16 protein-coding genes and 2 tRNA genes are annotated in these 19,427 nt (G+C 53.7%); 14 read left to right on the forward strand and 4 right to left on the reverse strand.

The features are described 5' to 3' along the window. Nucleotides 1-305: 305 nt before the first annotated feature. Nucleotides 306-1,328 carry an AraC family transcriptional regulator gene (locus tag G8770_RS06650; RefSeq protein WP_167183687.1) on the reverse strand — a complete coding sequence of 341 codons (1,023 nt, stop codon included), beginning with the start codon at nt 1,326-1,328 and terminating at the stop codon, nt 306-308. A gap of 185 nt (nt 1,329-1,513) precedes the next feature. Here G8770_RS06650 and G8770_RS06655 point away from each other — a divergent pair, with 185 nt between their 5' ends. The 14 genes from G8770_RS06655 (at nt 1,514) to G8770_RS06720 (ending at nt 14,833) form a co-directional block, all read left to right on the forward strand. Continuing rightward, complete coding sequence (locus G8770_RS06655) at nt 1,514-1,990, forward strand: flavodoxin family protein (RefSeq protein WP_167183690.1); 477 nt, start codon at nt 1,514-1,516, stop codon at nt 1,988-1,990. Nucleotides 1,991-2,049: 59 nt separating this feature from the next. Then, nucleotides 2,050-4,590, forward strand: a complete 2,541-nt coding sequence (locus G8770_RS06660) for a DNA internalization-related competence protein ComEC/Rec2 (protein ID WP_167183693.1) — start codon at nt 2,050-2,052, stop codon at nt 4,588-4,590. A gap of 180 nt (nt 4,591-4,770) precedes the next feature. Next, nucleotides 4,771-5,397: a MotA/TolQ/ExbB proton channel family protein gene (locus G8770_RS06665; protein ID WP_167184810.1), complete on the forward strand. Its 627-nt coding sequence runs from the start codon at nt 4,771-4,773 to the stop codon at nt 5,395-5,397. Between the two features lie 10 nt (nt 5,398-5,407). Then, the gene (locus tag G8770_RS06670; protein WP_167183696.1) at nt 5,408-5,833 is read left to right on the forward strand and encodes a biopolymer transporter ExbD; all 426 of its coding nucleotides are present in this window, start codon (nt 5,408-5,410) and stop codon (nt 5,831-5,833) included. A 3-nt stretch (nt 5,834-5,836) separates the two neighbouring features. Next, nucleotides 5,837-6,928, forward strand: coding sequence for a tetraacyldisaccharide 4'-kinase (gene lpxK / locus G8770_RS06675; protein WP_167183699.1), 1,092 nt, complete (start codon nt 5,837-5,839; stop codon nt 6,926-6,928). Nucleotides 6,929-7,196: 268 nt separating this feature from the next. Next, complete coding sequence (kdsB, locus tag G8770_RS06680; RefSeq protein WP_167183702.1) at nt 7,197-7,961, forward strand: 3-deoxy-manno-octulosonate cytidylyltransferase; 765 nt, start codon at nt 7,197-7,199, stop codon at nt 7,959-7,961. Nucleotides 7,962-8,158: 197 nt separating this feature from the next. Next, nucleotides 8,159-8,668, forward strand: coding sequence for a low molecular weight protein-tyrosine-phosphatase (locus G8770_RS06685; RefSeq protein WP_425050045.1), 510 nt, complete (start codon nt 8,159-8,161; stop codon nt 8,666-8,668). Then, nucleotides 8,668-9,729, forward strand: a complete 1,062-nt coding sequence (gene murB / locus G8770_RS06690) for a UDP-N-acetylmuramate dehydrogenase (protein WP_167183708.1) — start codon at nt 8,668-8,670, stop codon at nt 9,727-9,729. The genes G8770_RS06685 and murB overlap by 1 nt, the downstream gene beginning before the upstream one ends. A 78-nt stretch (nt 9,730-9,807) precedes the next feature. Then, a complete protein-coding gene (locus G8770_RS06695; RefSeq protein WP_167183711.1) occupies nt 9,808-10,425 on the forward strand; it encodes an alpha-ketoglutarate-dependent dioxygenase AlkB family protein in 618 nt (205 codons plus the stop codon). A gap of 477 nt (nt 10,426-10,902) precedes the next feature. Continuing rightward, nucleotides 10,903-11,556 carry a response regulator gene (locus G8770_RS06700; RefSeq protein ID WP_167183714.1) on the forward strand — a complete coding sequence of 218 codons (654 nt, stop codon included), beginning with the start codon at nt 10,903-10,905 and terminating at the stop codon, nt 11,554-11,556. Nucleotides 11,557-11,747: 191 nt separating this feature from the next. Further along, nucleotides 11,748-13,661: an excinuclease ABC subunit UvrC gene (gene uvrC, locus G8770_RS06705; protein ID WP_167183717.1), complete on the forward strand. Its 1,914-nt coding sequence runs from the start codon at nt 11,748-11,750 to the stop codon at nt 13,659-13,661. Between the two features lie 102 nt (nt 13,662-13,763). After that, nucleotides 13,764-14,330 (forward strand): CDP-diacylglycerol--glycerol-3-phosphate 3-phosphatidyltransferase, encoded by a 567-nt coding sequence (pgsA, locus tag G8770_RS06710; protein WP_167183721.1) that lies wholly within the window; start codon nt 13,764-13,766, stop codon nt 14,328-14,330. A gap of 230 nt (nt 14,331-14,560) precedes the next feature. Beyond that, a tRNA-Cys gene (locus G8770_RS06715) sits at nt 14,561-14,634 on the forward strand. Nucleotides 14,635-14,746: 112 nt separating this feature from the next. Beyond that, nucleotides 14,747-14,833 (forward strand) — tRNA-Leu (locus G8770_RS06720). A gap of 250 nt (nt 14,834-15,083) precedes the next feature. Here the strand turns inward: G8770_RS06720 and G8770_RS06725 are convergent. The 3 genes from G8770_RS06725 to G8770_RS06735 all read right to left on the reverse strand — a co-directional run bounded on the left by G8770_RS06725 (nt 15,084) and on the right by G8770_RS06735 (nt 19,304). Beyond that, entirely contained in the window at nt 15,084-17,441 is a 2,358-nt protein-coding gene (locus G8770_RS06725) for a fatty acid cis/trans isomerase (protein ID WP_167183724.1), read from the reverse strand. Nucleotides 17,442-17,541: 100 nt separating this feature from the next. Further along, nucleotides 17,542-18,375, reverse strand: a complete 834-nt coding sequence (locus G8770_RS06730; protein ID WP_167183727.1) for a hypothetical protein — start codon at nt 18,373-18,375, stop codon at nt 17,542-17,544. A 344-nt stretch (nt 18,376-18,719) separates the two neighbouring features. Next, nucleotides 18,720-19,304, reverse strand: a complete 585-nt coding sequence (locus G8770_RS06735; protein ID WP_167183730.1) for a Maf family protein — start codon at nt 19,302-19,304, stop codon at nt 18,720-18,722. Between the last annotated feature and the right edge of the window lie 123 nt (nt 19,305-19,427).

Consider the following 19,427-nt stretch of genomic DNA (forward strand, 5'->3'; position numbering starts at 1 on the left):
TCTTCACTACCATCCTGTCTCGTCTGAACACCTCATAACTCCTCAAAGAGTGCTGCCCCGGCATGCTGACAAATACTGGGGGTAAGGGGGAGTTGTGCCCTGAAAAAGGAAATCGTTCAAATAGTAAACTGAATCAGGGCTTGAAGCTCAAACTGGCCGCTGGCGCGGCCTTGATTGCGACGAAGCTGGGTATTGGTGAAACATCCGGGTTAGCGGTTGTTTGGCGGTTGTCACAGCAGGCTGCGTGCAGATGAGCGGTCGCGTGTTGGCAGGGGCAGTGTCTGTTCGGGGCCGGACTTGAGCTCTTATGACAGGGTTTTGCTGCGAGACTGTCGCTCTGAGCGAAATGCGCGGGGGGTTTGACCGGACCATTGCTTGAACGCCCGAGTGAAAGCCCTTGGTTCACTGAAATCCAGCAGGCGCGCCACTTCCGCGATGTTGAGGCTGCGGTTGGCTAGCAGTTTGTTGGCCAGATCACTGCGCAAGTTGTCTTTTATTTGTTGGTAGCTGGTGCCTTCGGCATTCAGCTTGCGTCTCAGGGTTTGTTCGCTGATGTCCAGTTGTTCGGCAATTTCCTGGGATTTGGGCAGCTTTAAGATGGTGTTGGGTCTGGGCTGCAGCATTTGATTGATGCGGGCCGTCAGGCTGGTGTCTTCGCCAGGAATGGTGAGCAGGTCAATGGGGGCTCGACGCAGAAACACCTGCAGTTCACGCTGGCTTTTCACCAGGGGTTGATTGAGATAATGGCGGTGAAAAACCAGCCGATTTACTTTGCTCTTGAGGTAGGTTGGGCAGCGATAAAGTACCCGGAATTCATTGGCGTCGAGCGGTGTGTAATTGATGTAGGTGCCCAGCAACTTGATGGGTTTGCCAATATACCAGCTGGCAAACCGGTGCCAGATGACGTGCCAGTATTCAATGTAAAAATGTTCAAAATCCAGCTCCGGCCGTCGAAACACCGTGGTCAGGTAAACGTGGTCTCCTTCATATTCAAGACTCATCTGCAATTCGTCAGTGATCTGATTGTAGAAGCGAATGCCTTTTTGAAGCAGTTCCTCCAGGGTTTCGGCGGTGGAGACCCAGTCGGCCATCAGGGCAAAAGTCCCATGTTTGCAGGGGTGTTCGGTAAACCCCATAAATTCATCGTTCATGGCACGACTGATGTCACCGTACAGCTTGGCCACCAGATCTACGTGAATGCGTGCTTTGGGATCTTTCAGGGGCTTTTCGGGAATGCGAGCCTGGCGCAACAGGGCCTTGGTGTCTAACCCTTTGGCAGCGGCGCCGCCCAATGCACTTTTAATGTAATGAACACCGATTGTGGCCATGGAATTGCGTTCTTGTACGACTCGATCGCTTTAGGAGTCCAAAGCTTAACAGAACTTGGCGCCTGAATAACAGGTTTTGGGGCCTGGCACCGGCCTATTGGGGGGAATCGTTATGGCGAGCGGTGATCATTCCGGCAGGGTGGGCGCCGGTGGCGATGGTGAAGGGCTTTCCGTACAATTGGATTATGACTACGCCCACCGCTAAAAAACATCTTTTGATTGTCTATCACACCCAGTCTGGCAATACCGGGCAGCTGGCAGAAGCTGTGTGGCGCGGCGCCTCCCTGGAGTCAGAGTCCGTGGAAACCCGGCTCGTGCGTGCTGCGGACGGCCAGCTGGAGGATTTGTTGTGGTGCGATGCAGTGCTGTTCGGTACACCGGAAAATTTCGGCTACATGAGCGGGATGCTCAAGGATTTTTTTGATCGCACCTATTACCCGGCAGAGCCCTATGAGTTAAATCGACCCTACGGGCTGTTCATCTCAGCGGGAAACGATGGCACTGGTGCCGTGCGCGAATGCGATCGGATCTTACTGGGCTATCCGATGAAAAAGGTGCTCGAGCCCCTGATCGCCCGGGGTGAGATTACTGCCGAGCACCTCGCCAGTGCCGAAGAGCTGGGGCAGACCCTGGCCTGTGGTTTGAGTATGGGTGTGTTTTAACCTGTTATCGTTCATTATGTGTTGAACGCGTCACGATCAGCCATCAAGGATGAAGGCTTGTGAAATTCCCAATTGTTTCTGTTCCGCTCGTTGCGGCGGCAATCTTCCGCGCCCTGTGCGTCGGTGCCTTTGCTCTGGCTGCCGGTCTTCCCCGGTTGCCGTCCTTAAACCTCTGCGTGCTTGCTGCCGTGTTGATCCTTGTCGCAACGACTTGCGTCTGGGGTGGTCTCGCCTCCGATTCCCGGAAGATAGTGTTGATAAAGGTGTGCACTGTTGCGCTGGTGTTTGTTTGGGCCATCAGCTGGGGGCGCTGGCAACTGGACGGTCGCCTGAAGCCGTCGCTTGAGGGGCAGGATGTCTGGGTGGAGGGGCGGATCGATGGCCTGGTGAGCCGCCAGGAACAGGGAGGTAATCACCAAAGCCCCGGTCGGGTCGTGCAGCGCTTCACCTTCAAGGTTGACGGTTTTTATGGTCCTGAACATCAGCGCCTGAATCATCGGCTTTCAAGGTTGCGCTTATCCGTTTACGGCGGGCCTCCTGTCTCAGGGGGGGAGGGCTGGCGTTTTCTGGTTCGCTTAAAGCGACCTCACGGTTTTGCCAACCCCGGGGGGTTTGACTACGAGCGTTGGCTGCTCAGTCGCTCGATTGCCGCCACGGGTTATGTCCGTCTCGGGAAGGTGGCCGGGGGGATTGGGGCTGTCTCCTCTGCTGAACTCGCCACTGGGGCGCGTGCCTTCCCCGGGGCGCAAAGGCTGGTGCAGAAGGATTCGCGGTTTCAGCGCTGGCGCTCCGGTTTAAGGCAGCGTCTCACCGCATCGTTGGGCGAGGGTCGGTCGTTGGCTGTTTTGCTGGCCTTAACGATGGGCGATCGGTCGCTGTTGGCTGATCAGGATACTCGAGTCATTCAGCAGATGGGATTGAGTCATTTGCTGGCAATTTCCGGTTTGCACATAGGCCTGGCGGCGGCCTTGGGTTTTTGGATTGGCCGCGGTATTGGCGCCGGGTTGAGCGTGTGTTGGCCTCTGCGGTTTTACGGACCGCATTGCGCCTGGCTGGGCGCGCTGCTCACCGCTTTTCTGTACGCCTCTCTGGCGGGGTTCTCACTGGCGACTCAGCGAGCCGTAGTGGTATTGATGGTGGCGGCGGTCTGGTATTGCTCCTACCGCCGCTACAGCGTCTGGCTGGGGTGGTGGTTGTCGATGATGGTGGTGTTGATGTTGCACCCACTGTCGATTCTGGAGCCGGGTTTCTGGTTTTCCTTCGTCGCTGTGGCCTTGCTGATGCTGGTGTTGTCACGACCCGTGAACGGATTTTCAGCCAAGGTGTGGATGCTGTTGAAAGTCCAGTTCTGTCTGTTTTTGTTTATGGGGGCTCTGCAGCTGTACTGGGGGATGGCCGTGAGCACGGTTGCCCCGCTGGTCAATATGATCGCGGTGCCCTACGTCAGTGTGCTGATTGTTCCTTTAATATTGCTGTCGTTGTTCTTCAGTGTGTTCTCTGACGGCGTATCAGGGGCTCTGTGGAAAACGGTTCATGGGTTGATCGATGGTTTTTGGTGGGGGTTGGACCTGACGCAGAGGGTGGCGACTGAGCTGTTGTTCGAGCCCGGTTATCCATTGCACCCAGGGCTGCTAATGATGGGGGGCTTGGGGTTGCTGCTGGCGATCTTGCCGGCATTCCCCGTCACCCGCCTGCTGGGATTGATGGTGGTGGTGGCGTTAGTGATGCCGGCAACGAAAGGTGACCCGCACACCGGGGTGACGGTATTGGATGTTGGGCAGGGGTTGTCGGTATTGGCCAGCAGTCAAAATAAGCACCTGCTTTACGACACCGGGCCGGGCGACTCTTCAGGCTTTAATGCGGGTGATGCTGTGGTGTTGCCGTTGCTCTATTCACGCGGGATACAAAGGATAGATCGGGGCGTGATCAGTCATTGGGATTCGGACCACAGTGGCGGTTTTGAATCTGTCAGGGCACAGGTTGGGGCGAAGCAATGGCTGAGTGGTGAAGAGCTGCCAGAGGAGGCTGGCGAGTGGGCTCGGTCTTTCAGCTTCTGCAATAAAGACCAGCGCGCTCGTGTCGGGGATTGGCGGGTGTTTGTGATCGCCGCAGGCTCTGACCGATGGCCGGAAGGAAACAACGCCTCCTGTGTTATCTTGCTGGAGAGCCAGGGGGTCAGAGTGTTGTTGCCCGGAGATGTGGAGGCGCAGAGGGAGCGGCTGTTACTGTCTCACCCCAGACTTCAGCAGCCGGTGGATGTGTTGCTGGCCGCGCACCATGGCAGCAATACCTCATCGATTCAGCCCTGGATTGATCAGTTATCCCCCCAGTGGGTGGTTTTCAGTGCTGGCTATCGCAACCGCTATGGCCACCCGCACCCCAAGGTCGTTGACCGGTATCGTCAAGCCGGCGCGCGGATTTTAACCACAGCGGATTTGGGGGCTATTGAATTTCGGCTGAGCAGTGACCGCCCCCTGAAACCTTCGCTGTCCGTCCGTCCCTACCGGCTTCAGAAACGCCGTTACTGGCGCTCTTATAACCATCCGTTTGCAGGGCTGAACAATCAACTTGCGGACCGTCTCAAATTTGAAGTGAATTAGGTATCCTATTGATACCGCTGGTGTTTTTTTGACCGCAATTAGGTTGTAATTCTCTATAGCGGGGAGTTCTAAAGGCTGGCGAGTGTGGTAAAGTCCGTCGCCTATTTGTTTTGTCGTCACTCCACGGTCAACGGCGCGAGTGACCAGGGTTTTAATAAGAAAGTTTGGGAGCAAGAAGACGTGCTGGAAATTGTATCTGCCGGTGGCTGGTTAATGTTGCCGATTATATTGTGTTCAATCGCGGTTATAGCCATCAGCATTGAACGCTACTGGACATTGAATGCTCAGAAGATTGCGCCGAAGCAGTTGCTGGCACAGGTGTGGGGCTGGATTAAAAATAACCAGCTGGACGCGGGCAAGCTCAAAGATCTGAAGCAATCATCAGAGCTGGGACAGATTCTGGCCGCTGGCCTGAGTAATTCCCGCCACGGACGGGATGTGATGAAGGACAGTATTGAAGAGGCGGCCAGTAAAGTGGTGCACGACCTGGAACGTTATCTGGGGGCGCTGGGCACCATCGCTGCCGTGGCGCCTCTGTTAGGCTTATTGGGTACCGTACTGGGGATGATTAAAGTCTTTACCGCCATCATGATGCAGGGAACCGGTAACGCCGGGGTGCTGGCCGGAGGGATTTCCGAGGCGCTGGTGACGACGGCCGCGGGGCTGTGCGTGGCTATCCCGGCAATGATTGTTCACCGCTTTTTTAGCCGTAAAGTGGATGGCCTGGTGGTCACCATGGAGCAGGAAGCGGTTAAGCTGGTGGACGCTTTGCACAGCGAACGCCGGGTCGATGTGAAGTCTTCCTGAGGGTGCCAGTGTGAAGTTTAAGCGTCAGCATCAAACGGAAGACTCCGTCAATCTAACGCCATTGATTGATGTGGTGTTCCTGCTGCTCATTTTTTTCATGGTTTCAACGACGTTCACCAAGGAAACTCATCTCACGGTAGACCTGCCAGAGGCCAGCGGACAGCCAGCGGTTGAGAATCAGCAGAATCTCGATGTTCTCATCTCCGCCGATGGCAGTTACTCGGTGAACGGTCAGTCGCTGATTAACCAGAAAACAGAAACCTTGAAAGCCGCCATCCAAAAAATCTCGGAGGGTGATTATACCAAGCCGATGACCATTACCGCCGACGCCAAGGCCACGCATCAGGCCGTGGTTACCGCGATGGACGTCGCCGGGCAGCTGGGCTTCGTTCACCTGAGCATTACCACTCGCAAACCTGCGGAAGACGGAGCTTAAGCGATGTCTTCCCCTCGGGATGGCGGTTCTGCAAACAGCGGCTCCCTTCCTCGCCCCAGAGGGCAATCGTCCTCTGGGCAGGAATTCTGGCTGAATGCCTGGTATGAAGGGCGCTGGTGGCTATGGTTGTTGTGGCCATTGAGCCTGATCCTGCAAGGCATTGCCGGCTGGCGTCGCACAAGATTGATGCGTCACGCCCAGACTCTGCCGGCCCCTGTGTTGGTGGTGGGCAACATCACCTTGGGGGGGACCGGTAAAACTCCCGTTATCATCACCTTGGTTCGTTACCTTCGCTCTTTGGGGCTCAACCCGGGTGTGATCAGTCGCGGCTACGGTGGTCATGCGCCATATTTCCCCTACTTGGTGACCCCGCAATCCCCGGTTGACGAAAGCGGCGATGAACCGTTGCTTATCGCATTGGAAACCGGCTGTCCGGTCATGGTCGGGGCCAATCGGGTGCAGTCGGTTGAAACTCTGGCGGCCCGGCATCACTGTGACATCATCCTGAGCGATGACGGGATGCAGCATTACAAGCTTGCAAGGGATTGGGAGCTCTGCCTGCTCGATGGGCAACGTCTGTTGGGAAATGGGCTGTGTTTACCTGCCGGCCCCTTGCGCGAGGCTCCCGGGCGTCTGCGGGAAGTCGACTGTGTCATACTTAACGGCGGCACGGATAAGCCTGATTTGCCGGTTGATGTGGAAGCGTTGCGCATGTCACTCATTCCTAAATACTGGTGCAATGTGTTGACGGGGGAGCGGGTTGGGCTGGATCAACTGCCTTTTCTTGCGCTGCCGGGCGTTCATGCCGTCACGGGTATTGGCAATCCGGAACGCTTTTTTACGACCCTCAGAGAGTTGGGGATTGCGGTGGAGGGGCAGGCGTTTCCCGACCACTACGCTTTCTCGGAAGCTGACTTGGCGCATATAGGCACAAAACCACTTTTGATGACAGCCAAAGACGCGGTAAAATGCCGTAACTTTGCCAAACCAGACTGGTGGTACCTGTCGGTAGAGGCTGAACTGCCGCAGGCTTTTTACACCCAATTGCATGCGTTTTTGTCAGTCACCGGGTTGAGCATAAGCGTGGCTGACTGACCTGTGGTGCAGTCAGGCAGCAGGTAGAACTTTGCTGATACGGGACGTGCTGTTTTTCAATATGCCTTTTTCTGGCGAACTATTCCAAACGACAAGCTTTAGCCGTTAGTGCCAACTCAGCAGCGACACGAGCCGTGTTGTTTTCAGCGATCTGTTTTGTGCCGGCCGCAGGTGGCGTTTGGTTTTCTGTCCCGAAGTGTCGGCCAGCAATTTTTAAGACACATGTTTTAACGAACACCTCTCCACGTATATTGACAGAGAAGAGTTTATGAAGTTTACGGTTGTGATTCCGGCGCGTTACGCCTCTACAAGACTACCGGCCAAGCCACTCAAAGAGATTGCCGGGAAGCCAATGGTTCAGTGGGTCTACGAACAGGCCTGCTGCAGTAAAGCCCATCAGGTGGTGGTGGCAACAGACGATAGCCGCATTGAAGCCGCCGTACGGGCCTTTGGTGGGCAGGTCTGTATGACCTCGGAGCAACACGAGTCTGGCACCGACCGGTTACAGGAGGTTGCTGAAAAGTTGCAGCTGGCAGCGGACGATATTGTGGTGAACGTTCAGGGGGATGAGCCGTTGATTCCCCCGGCGGTGATCAATCAGGTGGCACTCAATCTGGCCAGTGTCAAAGACGCCAGCGTGGCAACATTGTGTGAACCGATTCGCTCAAAAGAGGATCTGCTTAACCCCAATGTGGTCAAGGTGGTTGCCGATAGCGCCGGTCTCGCACTCAATTTTAGTCGCGCCCCGATGCCTTGGCCAAGAGATCATTTCGCCGCAGGTCCGGATGCGGTTGCCGGGCTGCCGGACAGTGATTTGTTTCAGCGTCACATTGGTATCTATGCTTACCGTGTGAGTCTGTTGAATCAGTTTGTCCAATGGCCGATGGCTGCTCTGGAGGCTATGGAATGCCTCGAGCAGCTGCGGGTGTTGTGGAATGGCCACCGCATCCATGTTCAGGCGTCTGTCGAGCCGGTTCCTGGCGGGGTAGATACCGAGGCTGATCTGGAGCGGGTAAGGCGGCTATTGTCGTAGAGACGATGGTCTTAGAGGCGGTGGTCGAACAAACGGCTGTTGTGGAAACGGGTGTTGCAGAAACGGGTGTTGCACTCAAGCTTGTTGTAAACCACGCTTGCCTGCAGTGAAACGCGAGCTGGGGCTGAGCGTTGAGAGAGATCCGGGCTATGCCCAGCCGGTGGCTCAACAGGAGAGGTGACCAAACGGAGGTAGCTGTGGCCGAGAAAGTAAAAGTGTTATTCGTGTGTTTGGGCAATATTTGCCGTTCACCCACCGCTCATGGTGTGTTTGCCGGTTTGGTGAAATCACAGGGGCTGGAGAAACAAATTTTGGTCAATTCAGCGGGAACCAGCGGTTGGCATATCGGGCAGCGGCCGGACGCTCGTTCTGTTGCTGCTGCCCGGGAGCGCGGAATCGATTTGTCGCGGCTGCGCGGCAGCCAGGTCAAACTGAAAGATTTTCAGGTGTACGATTATATTTTGGCGATGGACAAGAAAAACCTGGCCGATCTCAAAGCCCTTGCCCCGGATGACTTTGACGGCTGTCTGGAGCTGCTGTTGAATTTTGACCCGTTGGCGGGCCTGAATGAGGTGCCGGATCCTTATTACGGGGCACGAGATGGCTTCGAGCGCGTCATTGCTATGATCGAGTCCGCATCGTCTGCTTTGCTGGAGCATATTCAAACCCGTGATCTTGGGTATGACCAGAGTCAGGGGTCACGTTGATGAGCCGCTCACTAATCAATGACAACTCTGTTCCCTTGGTAGAAACGGCGGCTCCTTTACAGCACCGCAATACCCTCGCCGTTCCGGCCGTTGCAGAACATTTGGCGCGGGTCCAGTCGGTTGGCGAGCTCCGTGCCGCTTTGCAGTGGTGGCAGCTCCACGGGGGCGAGGCGCCAGTCATGGCCTTGGGGGGCGGCAGTAATCTGGTGTTGGCGGGGAATGTGGGTGGCCTGGTTTTGCAGATTGAGATTCCTGGCCGGGAAGTGCTGCGCGAAGATGAGGAGCACGTTTGGCTAAAGGTCGGGGCGGGTGAAAACTGGCACGACCTTGTCGAATATTGTGTCAATTGCCAGTACTGGGGGTTGGAAAATCTCGCCCTGATTCCCGGCTCCGTGGGGGCGGCACCCATTCAGAATATTGGCGCCTATGGGGTTGAATTGTGTGATGTTTTTAGCGAGTTGACGGCACTGGAGGTCAGCAGCGGCAAGCAAGTCATGTTTGGCCGTGAAGCCTGTGAGTTTGGCTATCGGGACAGCGTATTCAAGCGCGCGTTGCGGGATCAATTTATCATTACGTCTGTGACCTTCAGACTCAATAAAAAACCTGCGACTAAAGCTGCATACCCGGCATTGAAAGCATACTTCGCTGAGCATAAAGTTGACCGTCCAACGTCGCAACAGGTCTTTGAGGCTGTCGTTGCAGTGCGTCGCAGCAAGTTACCCGACCCCGGGGATATTCCTAATGCGGGCAGCTTTTTTAAAAACCCGCTGGTGTCACTGGAGCAATTTAATCAGCTTCAGCGGCGCTATCCCGATTTGGTGGGTTACCCTGCTGAGGCCAATAGGGTCAAACTGGCCGCCGGATGGTTGATTGATCGCGCGGGTTGGCGAGGTTATCGGCACGGGCCCGTGGGCGTTCACAATCACCAGGCGCTCGTCATTATCAACCCAGGTTGCGGCACCGGTGACGAGGTGCTGGCTTTGGCGAGGTCTATTCAGGCTGATGTCCAGAAAAAATACGGAGTCGTTCTGGAAATCGAACCCAGAGTTTACGGAGCCTAAGAGGAAGGGTTTGGGTTTTTGTAAGCGTTATTTTGAGTCTTCGACCGTTTAGATGCCATAATAAATGAGAGGGGTGTTATGCAGTCATCGCTTTTTGCCTCTGCTGAACCGCAGCGTTTTATGTTACAGGGGGGGGAGTTGACGCTTTACCCTCAATGGGTTTCCGAGAGGAAAGCCTGTTCGCTGTTCCGCTGGTTAGAGAAAAGTTTGGCTTGGGAGCAGTCGGTTATCCAGATTTATGGGCGCCCGGTGGTGATCCCCAGGTTAAATGCCTGGTACGGTGACCCTGGGTGTAACTACCAGTATTCAGGCTACCGGTTGCCGCTGAATGCATGGCTTGACCCCTTGTCCGAGATCAGAACGCGATTACATGATGAGCTGGGGGTTGAAACCAACTCGGTGTTGGCAAACCTCTATCGGGATGGTCAGGACAGTGTGGGATGGCACAGTGATGACGAGCCTGAATTAGGGCAAAACCCGGTGATTGCCTCCCTGAGTCTGGGGGGCGAGCGACGTTTCAGCTTTCGGCATCGCCGTGATAAAACAATGCCTCCCTTGCATTTGACATTAACACCGGGCTCTTTATTGGTAATGTCTGGGGCCGTGCAGCACAACTGGCACCATTGCTTGCCCAAGTCACGCAAGGTCACTGCGCCAAGAATTAACCTGACCTACCGAAAGGTCGTTACCGTTTAGTGCAACAGGCAGACAACGATTTGAAGAAAGTAATGTACGATCGTCATGTTTTTTCACAATCGGGGTTTATGGTGAGGCTAGGGGAGTACTCGCTACATTCTGCTCAACTCAATGTGCACCAGCGCCTGTAGTGCGCGGGCAATCAATCTTGTTAACCGGCCCGGGCAAGTCAGGTGGCTCAATTGTCCTTCCATTTGTCTGTTTCGACCGTCTGCGAGTTTGAAGGGGTGGGATAATAATAGCGCCGATTGGGAGCGTTGAATGGATCAGTTATTACCCGTAAATCGAGATGCTGTGAAAATTGTTTCTGGGACGGAGTAAAACGCTATAAAATGATAGCTTTATACCACTTGGATCTAGGATTAGTGTTATCCAAATGGTACATTCTGGCATTATCAAGGAACCAGTCTCATATCAGGGAAAAAAGAAGAAAACCAACCTAGTGAAGAGCCCTGTGTGTGGGCCGGAGACGTTGCTTTGACTAAAATATTGGTGGTCGATGACCACGAACTTGTCCGGATGGGATTGGTTCGCATGCTGTCCGATGTCAGCGAATTTGATATCGTCGGCGAGGCAAGCTGTGGGGAAGAGGCTTTAACTTTAACCCGTGAGCTATCACCCGATGTGGTGCTGATGGATGTAAAAATGCCGGGTATCGGTGGCATTGAGGCCACCAAAAAGCTGTTGGCCGTTCACGATTATGTGAAAATCATTGCGGTGACAGCCTGTGATGACGATCTCTTCCCTACGCGCCTTCTGCAGGCCGGGGCAATGGGGTATGTCACCAAGGGCGCTGGCCTCAATGAAATGATTAAGGCGATTCGCGCAGTGTGTGCCGGTGAGCTTTATATGAGCAACAGTGTGGCCCAGCAACTGGCGCTGAAAAACTTTGGTGGCAACCAGGCTAAAAAATCACCGTTTGAGTCTTTGTCAGAACGGGAGCTGCAGACCGCCATGTTAATTGCCAACGGCAAAAAAGCGCAGGAAATTGCAGACACCTTCTGTGTGAGTCCTAAAACGGTCAACAGTTACCGATATCGTATTTTTGACAAGTTGAGCATCAACAGCGATGTTGAGCTGACCTTGTTGGCCGTCAAGTACAACATTTTAGACGTTGAGACCATTATTTAATCTCCTGCCTGAATAGAACCCTCTGCCTGACAGGGTAAGAGGGGATTCGACGTTTGTTGTTTTGACCCCGGCGGGGCCCATGCGAATGCTTCGGGCTGAATTCACTGTTGCTTAATCCTCTGCTTTCGGCCAGCTGAATGGTACACTGGCAGCGATAATATATTTGGATTGATCGCACCCGACGTACCATTATGGCTAGTTCAGATCGTAACCCCCTTTCTGCTGAGGCTGACAACTCTGAGTCAGTCGCTGCGAGTGTTGCTGAAAAATCACGCGCGACAACTTCTGAATTTGACGCCAAGGGCTTTCTTAAGCAGGTCACACGTCAATCCGGCGTTTATCAAATGTACGGCAGTGAAGGCAACATCCTTTATGTCGGCAAAGCCAAAAACCTCAAAAGTCGTCTTGCCAGTTACTTTCAGTCCTCAGGTCTGGCGCCTAAAACACGGGCTCTGGTGGCCCGTATCCGGCATGTGGAAGTGACCATAACGCCGACTGAGATGGAGGCGCTGCTGCTTGAGCAAAATCTCATCAAGCAGCAGCGCCCGCCCTATAATATCCTGTTGCGCGATGATAAATCATACCCCTATATCATGTTCACCAGCGGTGATGCATTTCCTCGCCTGGCCATGCATCGGGGCTTGAAGCGCAAAGGAATAAGCTATTTTGGCCCCTTCCCGAATGTGGGGGCGGTGAAGTCCAGCCTGTCTTTCCTGCAAAAAACTTTTCGTTTGCGCCAATGCGAGGACAGTGTTTTTCACAATCGCACGCGGCCATGTTTGCAGCATCAAATTAATCGCTGCACGGCGCCCTGTGTCGGTTTGATCAATGAAAAAGAGTATCGCGACGATATTCGCCACGCAGAAATGTTTTTACTGGGAAAAAGCGATGTCCTGGTGAAAGAGCTGGCGGATCTTATGGAGGCGGCATCGGCCGAGCTCGATTTTGAAAAGGCGGCTGAGTACAGAGACCAGATTTCAGCCCTGAAGCGCATCCAGGCTCAACAAATTGTAGAGAGTGGGTCGGCGGATGTGGATGTGATTGCCCTTCACCAGGAGGGAGGTTTGGCCTGTGTTCATGTCCTCTACATACGCCAGGGGCGGATTATGGGGAGCAAAAGTCATTTCCCCAAGGGGCAGCTGATTGGCGAAGAAAGTGAAATCTTACAGGCCTTCCTTGGGCAGTTTTATTTGCAGTCTGTCGAGCGGGATTTCCCCAAAGTCGTTTTGTTAAGTCACACAGCCGAAGATCTGGATGTGCTCAGTGAGGCGATACAGGCGCAAACTGGTCGGCAAATTGTTTTTCAAAGTAATTATCGGGGTCAGCGGCTGCAGTGGATGCAGCTGGCAGCGTCCGCCGCGAAAGAAAACCTTCAGGCGCAGATCGCCAGTAAACAAAACACTTTACAGCGGTTTGAAGCGCTGCAGGATGTGTTGGGGCTTGAGTCCATGCCTGAGCGGTTGGAGTGTTTTGACATCAGCCACAGTCACGGTGAGCTGACGGTGGCTTCCTGTGTCGTGTTTGATATCAATGGTCCGCTAAAAAGTGATTACCGCAGATTCAATATCGAGGGCATTACCGGTGGTGACGATTACGCGGCAATGGAGCAGGCTTTACGTCGGCGTTATACCCGCTTGCAAAAGGGGGAGGGGGCCCTGCCGGACATTCTATTGATTGACGGCGGTAAGGGGCAGTTGCGTCGGGCGGAAGAGGTCTTGTCGGATTTGGCGGTCACAGGCGTGTTGATGATTGGTGTAGCCAAAGGTACGACGCGCAAGGCGGGGTTTGAAACCCTGATATTACCGGATAACGCGGGGGAGATGACGCTGGCCTCCGACTCGGCGGCCTTGCACCTGATTCAGCACATACGCGACGAGTCTCACCGGTTTGCCATTACCGGGCATAAACAGCGCAGGGACAAAAAGCGCCGAACCTCACGGCTGGAGGACATCCCGGGCATTGGCGCCAAGCGGCGACGTGAACTGTTGAGGCATTTTGGTGGATTGCAGGAAGTGAAAAAGGCCAGTGTCGGAGATTTGGCCAAAGTGCCCTTGATCAGTAAAAAAATGGCGGAAGATATTTACAGTGCACTAAACACCGAGTAACTTTCAGACCCTTAAAGGCAGTGATATGTCATTATTAAAAGTGATATAGACACTGTTTCCTTGAAATCAAGACCAACCGTTGGTTGGCGTAAACGAGCTGTTATGAACCTTGCCAACCAACTGACCTTATTCCGTATTGCCCTGATTCCTCTGCTGGTGCTGGTCTTTTACTTGCCGTTTGATTGGAGTTACCCCTTGTCGGCAGCCGTATTCACGATCGCCGCGGTGACCGATTGGCTGGACGGCTATGTGGCTCGGCGCTACGATCAGTCCACACCTTTTGGCGCATTTCTGGACCCTGTGGCGGATAAGCTGATGGTGGCAGTGGCCCTTGTCTTGCTGGTTGGCGACCACGCCAATGCCTGGTTTGCCATTCCGGCAGTGATTATTGTGGGGCGGGAGATTGTCATCTCGGCCTTGCGGGAGTGGATGGCAGAGCTGGGTAAGCGGGCGAGTGTCGCGGTCTCTTTCCTGGGCAAATTCAAAACTACCATGCAGATGGTGGCAATCATTGTCTTGCTGGCTTTCAATCCGGATCAATATCCGAATTGGCGACTTGTGGGGTACGTGACCTTGTATCTTGCTGCGGGCCTGACGTTGTGGTCTATGATTATTTACCTGAAGGCCGCCTGGCCTGAGTTGATGGCAGAAGAGGGCGTGACGAAATAGTCAGCCAGTTGAAGGCACACACTTCTTTAGCATTAAAGGGTCGTGTTTTCGTCAGTGGGATCAAGGCATTGCAGGTTCAAGCAAAGAAAGACTATTAACTCCTTGACTCTAAAAGAGATATCCGTAAAATGCCTCCCACTTCACCGGCAGGTGAAATCAGTAACTTGAATGGGTGCTCTTTACTGCCCATATCAAGGTACACATTGTTCAGGAGTCCTCCTGAGCTCGAAGGCGCGGTGGCAGAGTGGTCATGCAGCGGACTGCAACTCCGTGTACGCCGGTTCGATTCCGACCCGCGCCTCCATTTTCTTGTTTTGGATCAACGATGTATTGATCAGACTCCGGGCTTACAACGCCTGACTCTGGTGATCCAGTGACAAGTAGGGTGCCATCCCTACTATAAAAAACCTCCCTTAGCCCGGATGGTGGAATTGGTAGACACAGGAGACTTAAAATCTCCCGATAGCAATATCGTGCCGGTTCAAGTCCGGCTCCGGGCACCATTTCAAAGATCTTCTCCAGAGCTGTTGCTCTAGCAAGATAACCGACCACAAAATGCAGGCTACTCGCCACAAGTCCTGACTCTTCAGTCCGGCTATCTGTTCTCCAGACTCCTTTGATGTAACTGCCTGTCACTGTGCCGGCATTTTAGCCTGATCGGGCCCGCAGCGACGCCTTGCTCGTTAGCCTTCAGTGGTGACGCTCTTCGTTTGAAGTTGGCACTTGGGGGTGAAGCCACTTGCAGTTGAGAGGTCAGCGGTTCTCGAGTCGACTCAAGTCGTAGAGTCCCGCCGTTATGGGGTTCGTTTGGCGGTTGAGTTTGTGCAGTTGGTCGCTGTAAGCCCAGAAGTTCGGGTTTGTTCTGCGAATGCCATGCCTGGACATGAACAACTCATAATCACGGTCATTCTTGATTGCCTGTGCGTCCCGAACCAGCAGAGGCAGTTGGTTGTGGGTGGTGTACCAAAAGGCTCCAGGGTATGAGCTGATCAGCCCTTTGGCGACTGTGACCGAATCTTCCTCAGGGATTCGATTGGAGCTCTCCTTGAGCAGGCTGGTGATATTGGTGTGAGCGTTATTGTGCAAAACGCTGAACAATTGTACCTGTCCCTGATCGTCTTCGAGGAACAGAATGACTGCCTGCGGAAGTTGGGCTGCGGCGAGACCGGACACGTTTCCCAGCAGTTGCAGGTTATGCTTGATGTCTGCAGTCAGTTTGGCCTTTTCCGGGTAATGTGAGGTGTCGATAACCGGCGCCAGATGTTGCTGCAGTCGATCATAGAGTTCATTGAGCGGTGTATCCGTTTTGTAGGTGATGTCGGTGGGTTTGAAGTAGTTGCGGCTGCCTTCGTTGACAAAGTTGCGGCTGGCGCTGTCGGCGCCCCGGTACCATTCCGCCCACTGCGCTTCCTGGTTTTGGGCTGGCAGCAGGGACAGAAAATTCATCTCACTTTCCATGCGCAAAAAGTCCATGTAGAGACGTGTGATTAACTGATGGCCGACATTTCCGTAGACATCGAAACCGGCGACCAGGAGGTAGTGGATACGTTCGAGAATTGGGTAATTGATGATCCAGGCGGTTTTGGGTTTGGTGCCAACGAGCCCTTTAACGACACTGGCGCTGTCAAAGTGGCGAAACACGGTCAGAGCGGCATTGGGGTTCTTGCCATCGCCATCCCAAATGATTTTTTCGTCAAGGCTGATGTGGTTTTTTTCAACAAAGCGTTTGTTGGCTTCATATTGGGCTTTCAGGTAATTCTTGTGGAGAGAGGAGTACTTCACCCAGTTCGAGATTGGCCGAAGGGTGCTACCGGTTTCGGTGGGCAGCCGTAAGTGAGCGCCTTGTGAAGCAAGGAATTTGCTGGCGGCTTCCGGGTCTACGAGGTCCGGGCTCATAAAATAAACCCAAAAGCGATCACGAATCACATTGAGAGCGACCTGTCCTCGACAGACGGGCCCTTTGATAAACCCCATGATGGTAAATTCCGCTTCTTCCAGCATAAAGCGGTATCGCGATTGAGGTGGGATTTGCTCAAATGCAATGAAAGGATTGCCGGCGACCATAGGGTCGTAGGACGGGAGCGAGGTGACCTGGTAGCTATCGTTGAGAAACCACTTTTCCCAGTCGTTCAGCCTTTTTTCATTTAAAGCGTAGGGCATGTGAGTCTTGTCGAGCCGGGTGCTGACGCTGTGCTGCAGGCGGTAGTAAAACTCATCGGTGTTGGGGGAGTCATAGGGCCGTCGGGAGGCAATGATTTTGATGGGCTTTCCCGGTGGCGTGGTGGAGCGCACCAGCTTGAAAAAATGTTCCGATGAGACTTCGTCAAAATACAATGCCCCTAAAAACAGGTGCTCATATATGTATCGACTGACCAGTTGGTTCTTGAGCGGGGTTTGGTTGAAAAATTGTTCCCATTGATGGATTTTAATGTGCAGCTCTGAAGGTAGGGGGGGCTCATCGGGTAAGGGTGCACCGTTGGCAAGCCAAGAGATAATGGCGTTGTGCTCTTGCGAGCTGAGGGGCGGCAGGCCGTATGGCATGCCCCAGTTGGCATGCTTTTGGGCGAAGCTGTCAAACTCCTCGATTTTGGGGCACTGATAGTCACGGTCTATATTGACAGTGATGTCGCTGGGCAGCAGGGCTTGCGTGTTGGCTGGGTGTTGTTTTTTGAGCTCCAGCATCTTGAATATCAGGCTGCCTTCAAGGTTGGCGTTGACAGACTGTAGGCGTTCATTCAGGACCGGGTGAAATTCGGCTTCGCGCCATTCTTCGATGGTGTCGTGATCAACAAATAACCGGCTCGGTGAACTGGCCGTTAAGCGCAGGCCATCGTACACCAGTTCTTTGCTGGCCCCCCGCTGTATGCCTGTGGTGGAGGACATTTTCAGTTGGCAGGGGGCGTCGTAGCAGCCGTGGCAAACAGTGCAGCGGTTTTCCAGTATGGGTTTGATCTTTTGGTTGAAGTTTTCGCCCAGTGGCTGGTTGTAGGCGACGGTTCTTTCTCTGGGGTGTGGGGCGCCGTAGAGTTCGTCCAAAGAGCTGCTTAAAAGTGCAGCACAGCCCGTTAGAAAAAAGATCAGACTGAGGAAGGCAGCATGCTTAAAGGACATTCCGTTTCTCTTCTGTGTTGATTTGTCTGTCAATCACAGTATAGGGAGTTTTGCTGGAATGACACGGAATGTGGCGGGTGAATTAAGCGCCACAACTGTATTAAATGATACCGCGCGTCTGGCTTTTCAGTTGAAGCTGTTGGGCAATCCCGGCGCAGGCATCGATATAGTCGACACCGCGCAGGCGCCGGATGCGAGCCTTTTGTTGTTCAAACCAATTGCTGCAAAAGGCGAGTTCAACCGAGTTGTTTAGCGTGTGGTGCGCTGTGGGGTGGTCGTCTTCAATGAGCAGCCAGTGGACCGGTAGGTTCTCAATTCGATACTCCAGTCCTGAGTCCAATAAGGCTTCGAATAAGTTCTTCAATGCCGGGTCGCGCTTTTCCATGGAATAGTTAATGACCTGGGCGCCCTTATTCTGCAGCGCCTCTTTGGCCGCTGTTGGGGAGAGTGCGCGCACGGCAAGGTACTTTGTTCTTCCTTCCGGGGTTTCCTCCGTCGGAGCTCTCTCTGGTTGTGGTGTTAAATGCCGCGTCGCAGCTGCTTGTTTGACGGCTTCGATGGTTTTGACCGTTGTTTCGGGTTCGATTTTGGCTTTGGCTTTGGCTTTGGCTTTGGCTTTGGCTTTGGCTTTGGCTTTGGCGTTGGTTGTGGGTGACGATGGGTGGGCTGTTATGGGTGAGGCTTCGGGTTTTGGGACGGCTGGCGACTCAATCAGCAAGTCAATAGATTGCTGCAGGGCGGGCTTGGCCGTTTCTGCTTTTGCGGCGTGCGACCTCTTGTGGGTGGCGCGCTGCTTGGCTGTTTGAGCGGTGCGTTCGGCTCTTGCCTTTGGCGTGGATGGGGTGGCTGAGGCTCTCGCTTCGGGTGCGGAGCCAAACAGGTCGAGGTTTTCCTGAAGGACATTAATTTCATTGTTGGTCAGAAATTTTGACATGGGGTCAGTGTCTTTCTCGGTGCTGTTGTTGGTGTTGGGCGGTCATGGCTAAAGGTCGGCTGCTGGATGGCATTGAGCTGTGTCTGCGGTGTTGAGCGCGCCTTGATGTAAAATTCTGCTATTAATCCTTGGCCCACCTAATTTAAAGCGCAACACGGCTTAAGGTGTTTAATGTTCAGCATGGGCTGATTGGTTGCCCGGGTTCTTTCAAGGCTCGATCCAGGGGCGGGGGATTCTACTTAAAAGAGCCTGACTGACCAAGAGCAAGATGTGTCATTTTCATAAAATGTCTGATGTGTCTTGCCATTTGTTGATGTTGTTTTGTGCTGACCCTCTCCGGTGAGTCATTGCCGGAGGACGTCGATCCCTTCATTAAGCAGCAGGTGTGTGAGTTGAATCAGTGGGAGCCCGATCAGGCTGTTGGGGTCATCGCCGCGGATGTATTCGAACAATGCAATGCCGAGACCTTCTGACTTGAAGCTGCCAGCGCAGTCATAAGGGGCTTCTTTGCGCAGGTAGGCGTCAATCTGGGGCTGCGTCAGTTGGCGGAATTTCACTTCATAGCATGAGCTGGCGTATTGCATGGTGGCGGTGGCGCTATTGAAAAGAGCCACGCCCGTATGAAAGTGCAGGGTGTTGCCACTGGCCGCCTGGAGTTGCTGGCAAGCCCGCTGGTGATTGCCGGGTTTACCAATGGGTATGCCGTTCAGTTCGGCGACCTGGTCAGAGCCGATGATTAAATGGTTGGGGAAGCGCTCTTTGAGTGCCCTGGCTTTCGTTTCAGACAGTCTTTGGGCGATACTGTTGGGGCTTTCGCCGGTGTGGGGTTGCTCGTCAATGTCTGGACTGGCGGCCACGAACGTAAGTCCAAGTTTTTCAAGAAGTTGCTGACGATATCTAGAACTGGATGCAAGGACAATATGGCTCATAAATCACACATTTTTAAGGCGAGGTGTGTATTTTAATTATTTCGGTGAGAAATTGTGTAATTTCATACAGTTATCTGGTGATTTTTCTTTGACAGCGGGGGGCTGACTCCCTAAAATTGCGCG

Origin of the sequence: Pseudomaricurvus hydrocarbonicus, assembly GCF_011602365.1 — a bacterium.
In the GTDB taxonomy this organism is placed as follows: domain Bacteria; phylum Pseudomonadota; class Gammaproteobacteria; order Pseudomonadales; family Cellvibrionaceae; genus Pseudomaricurvus; species Pseudomaricurvus hydrocarbonicus.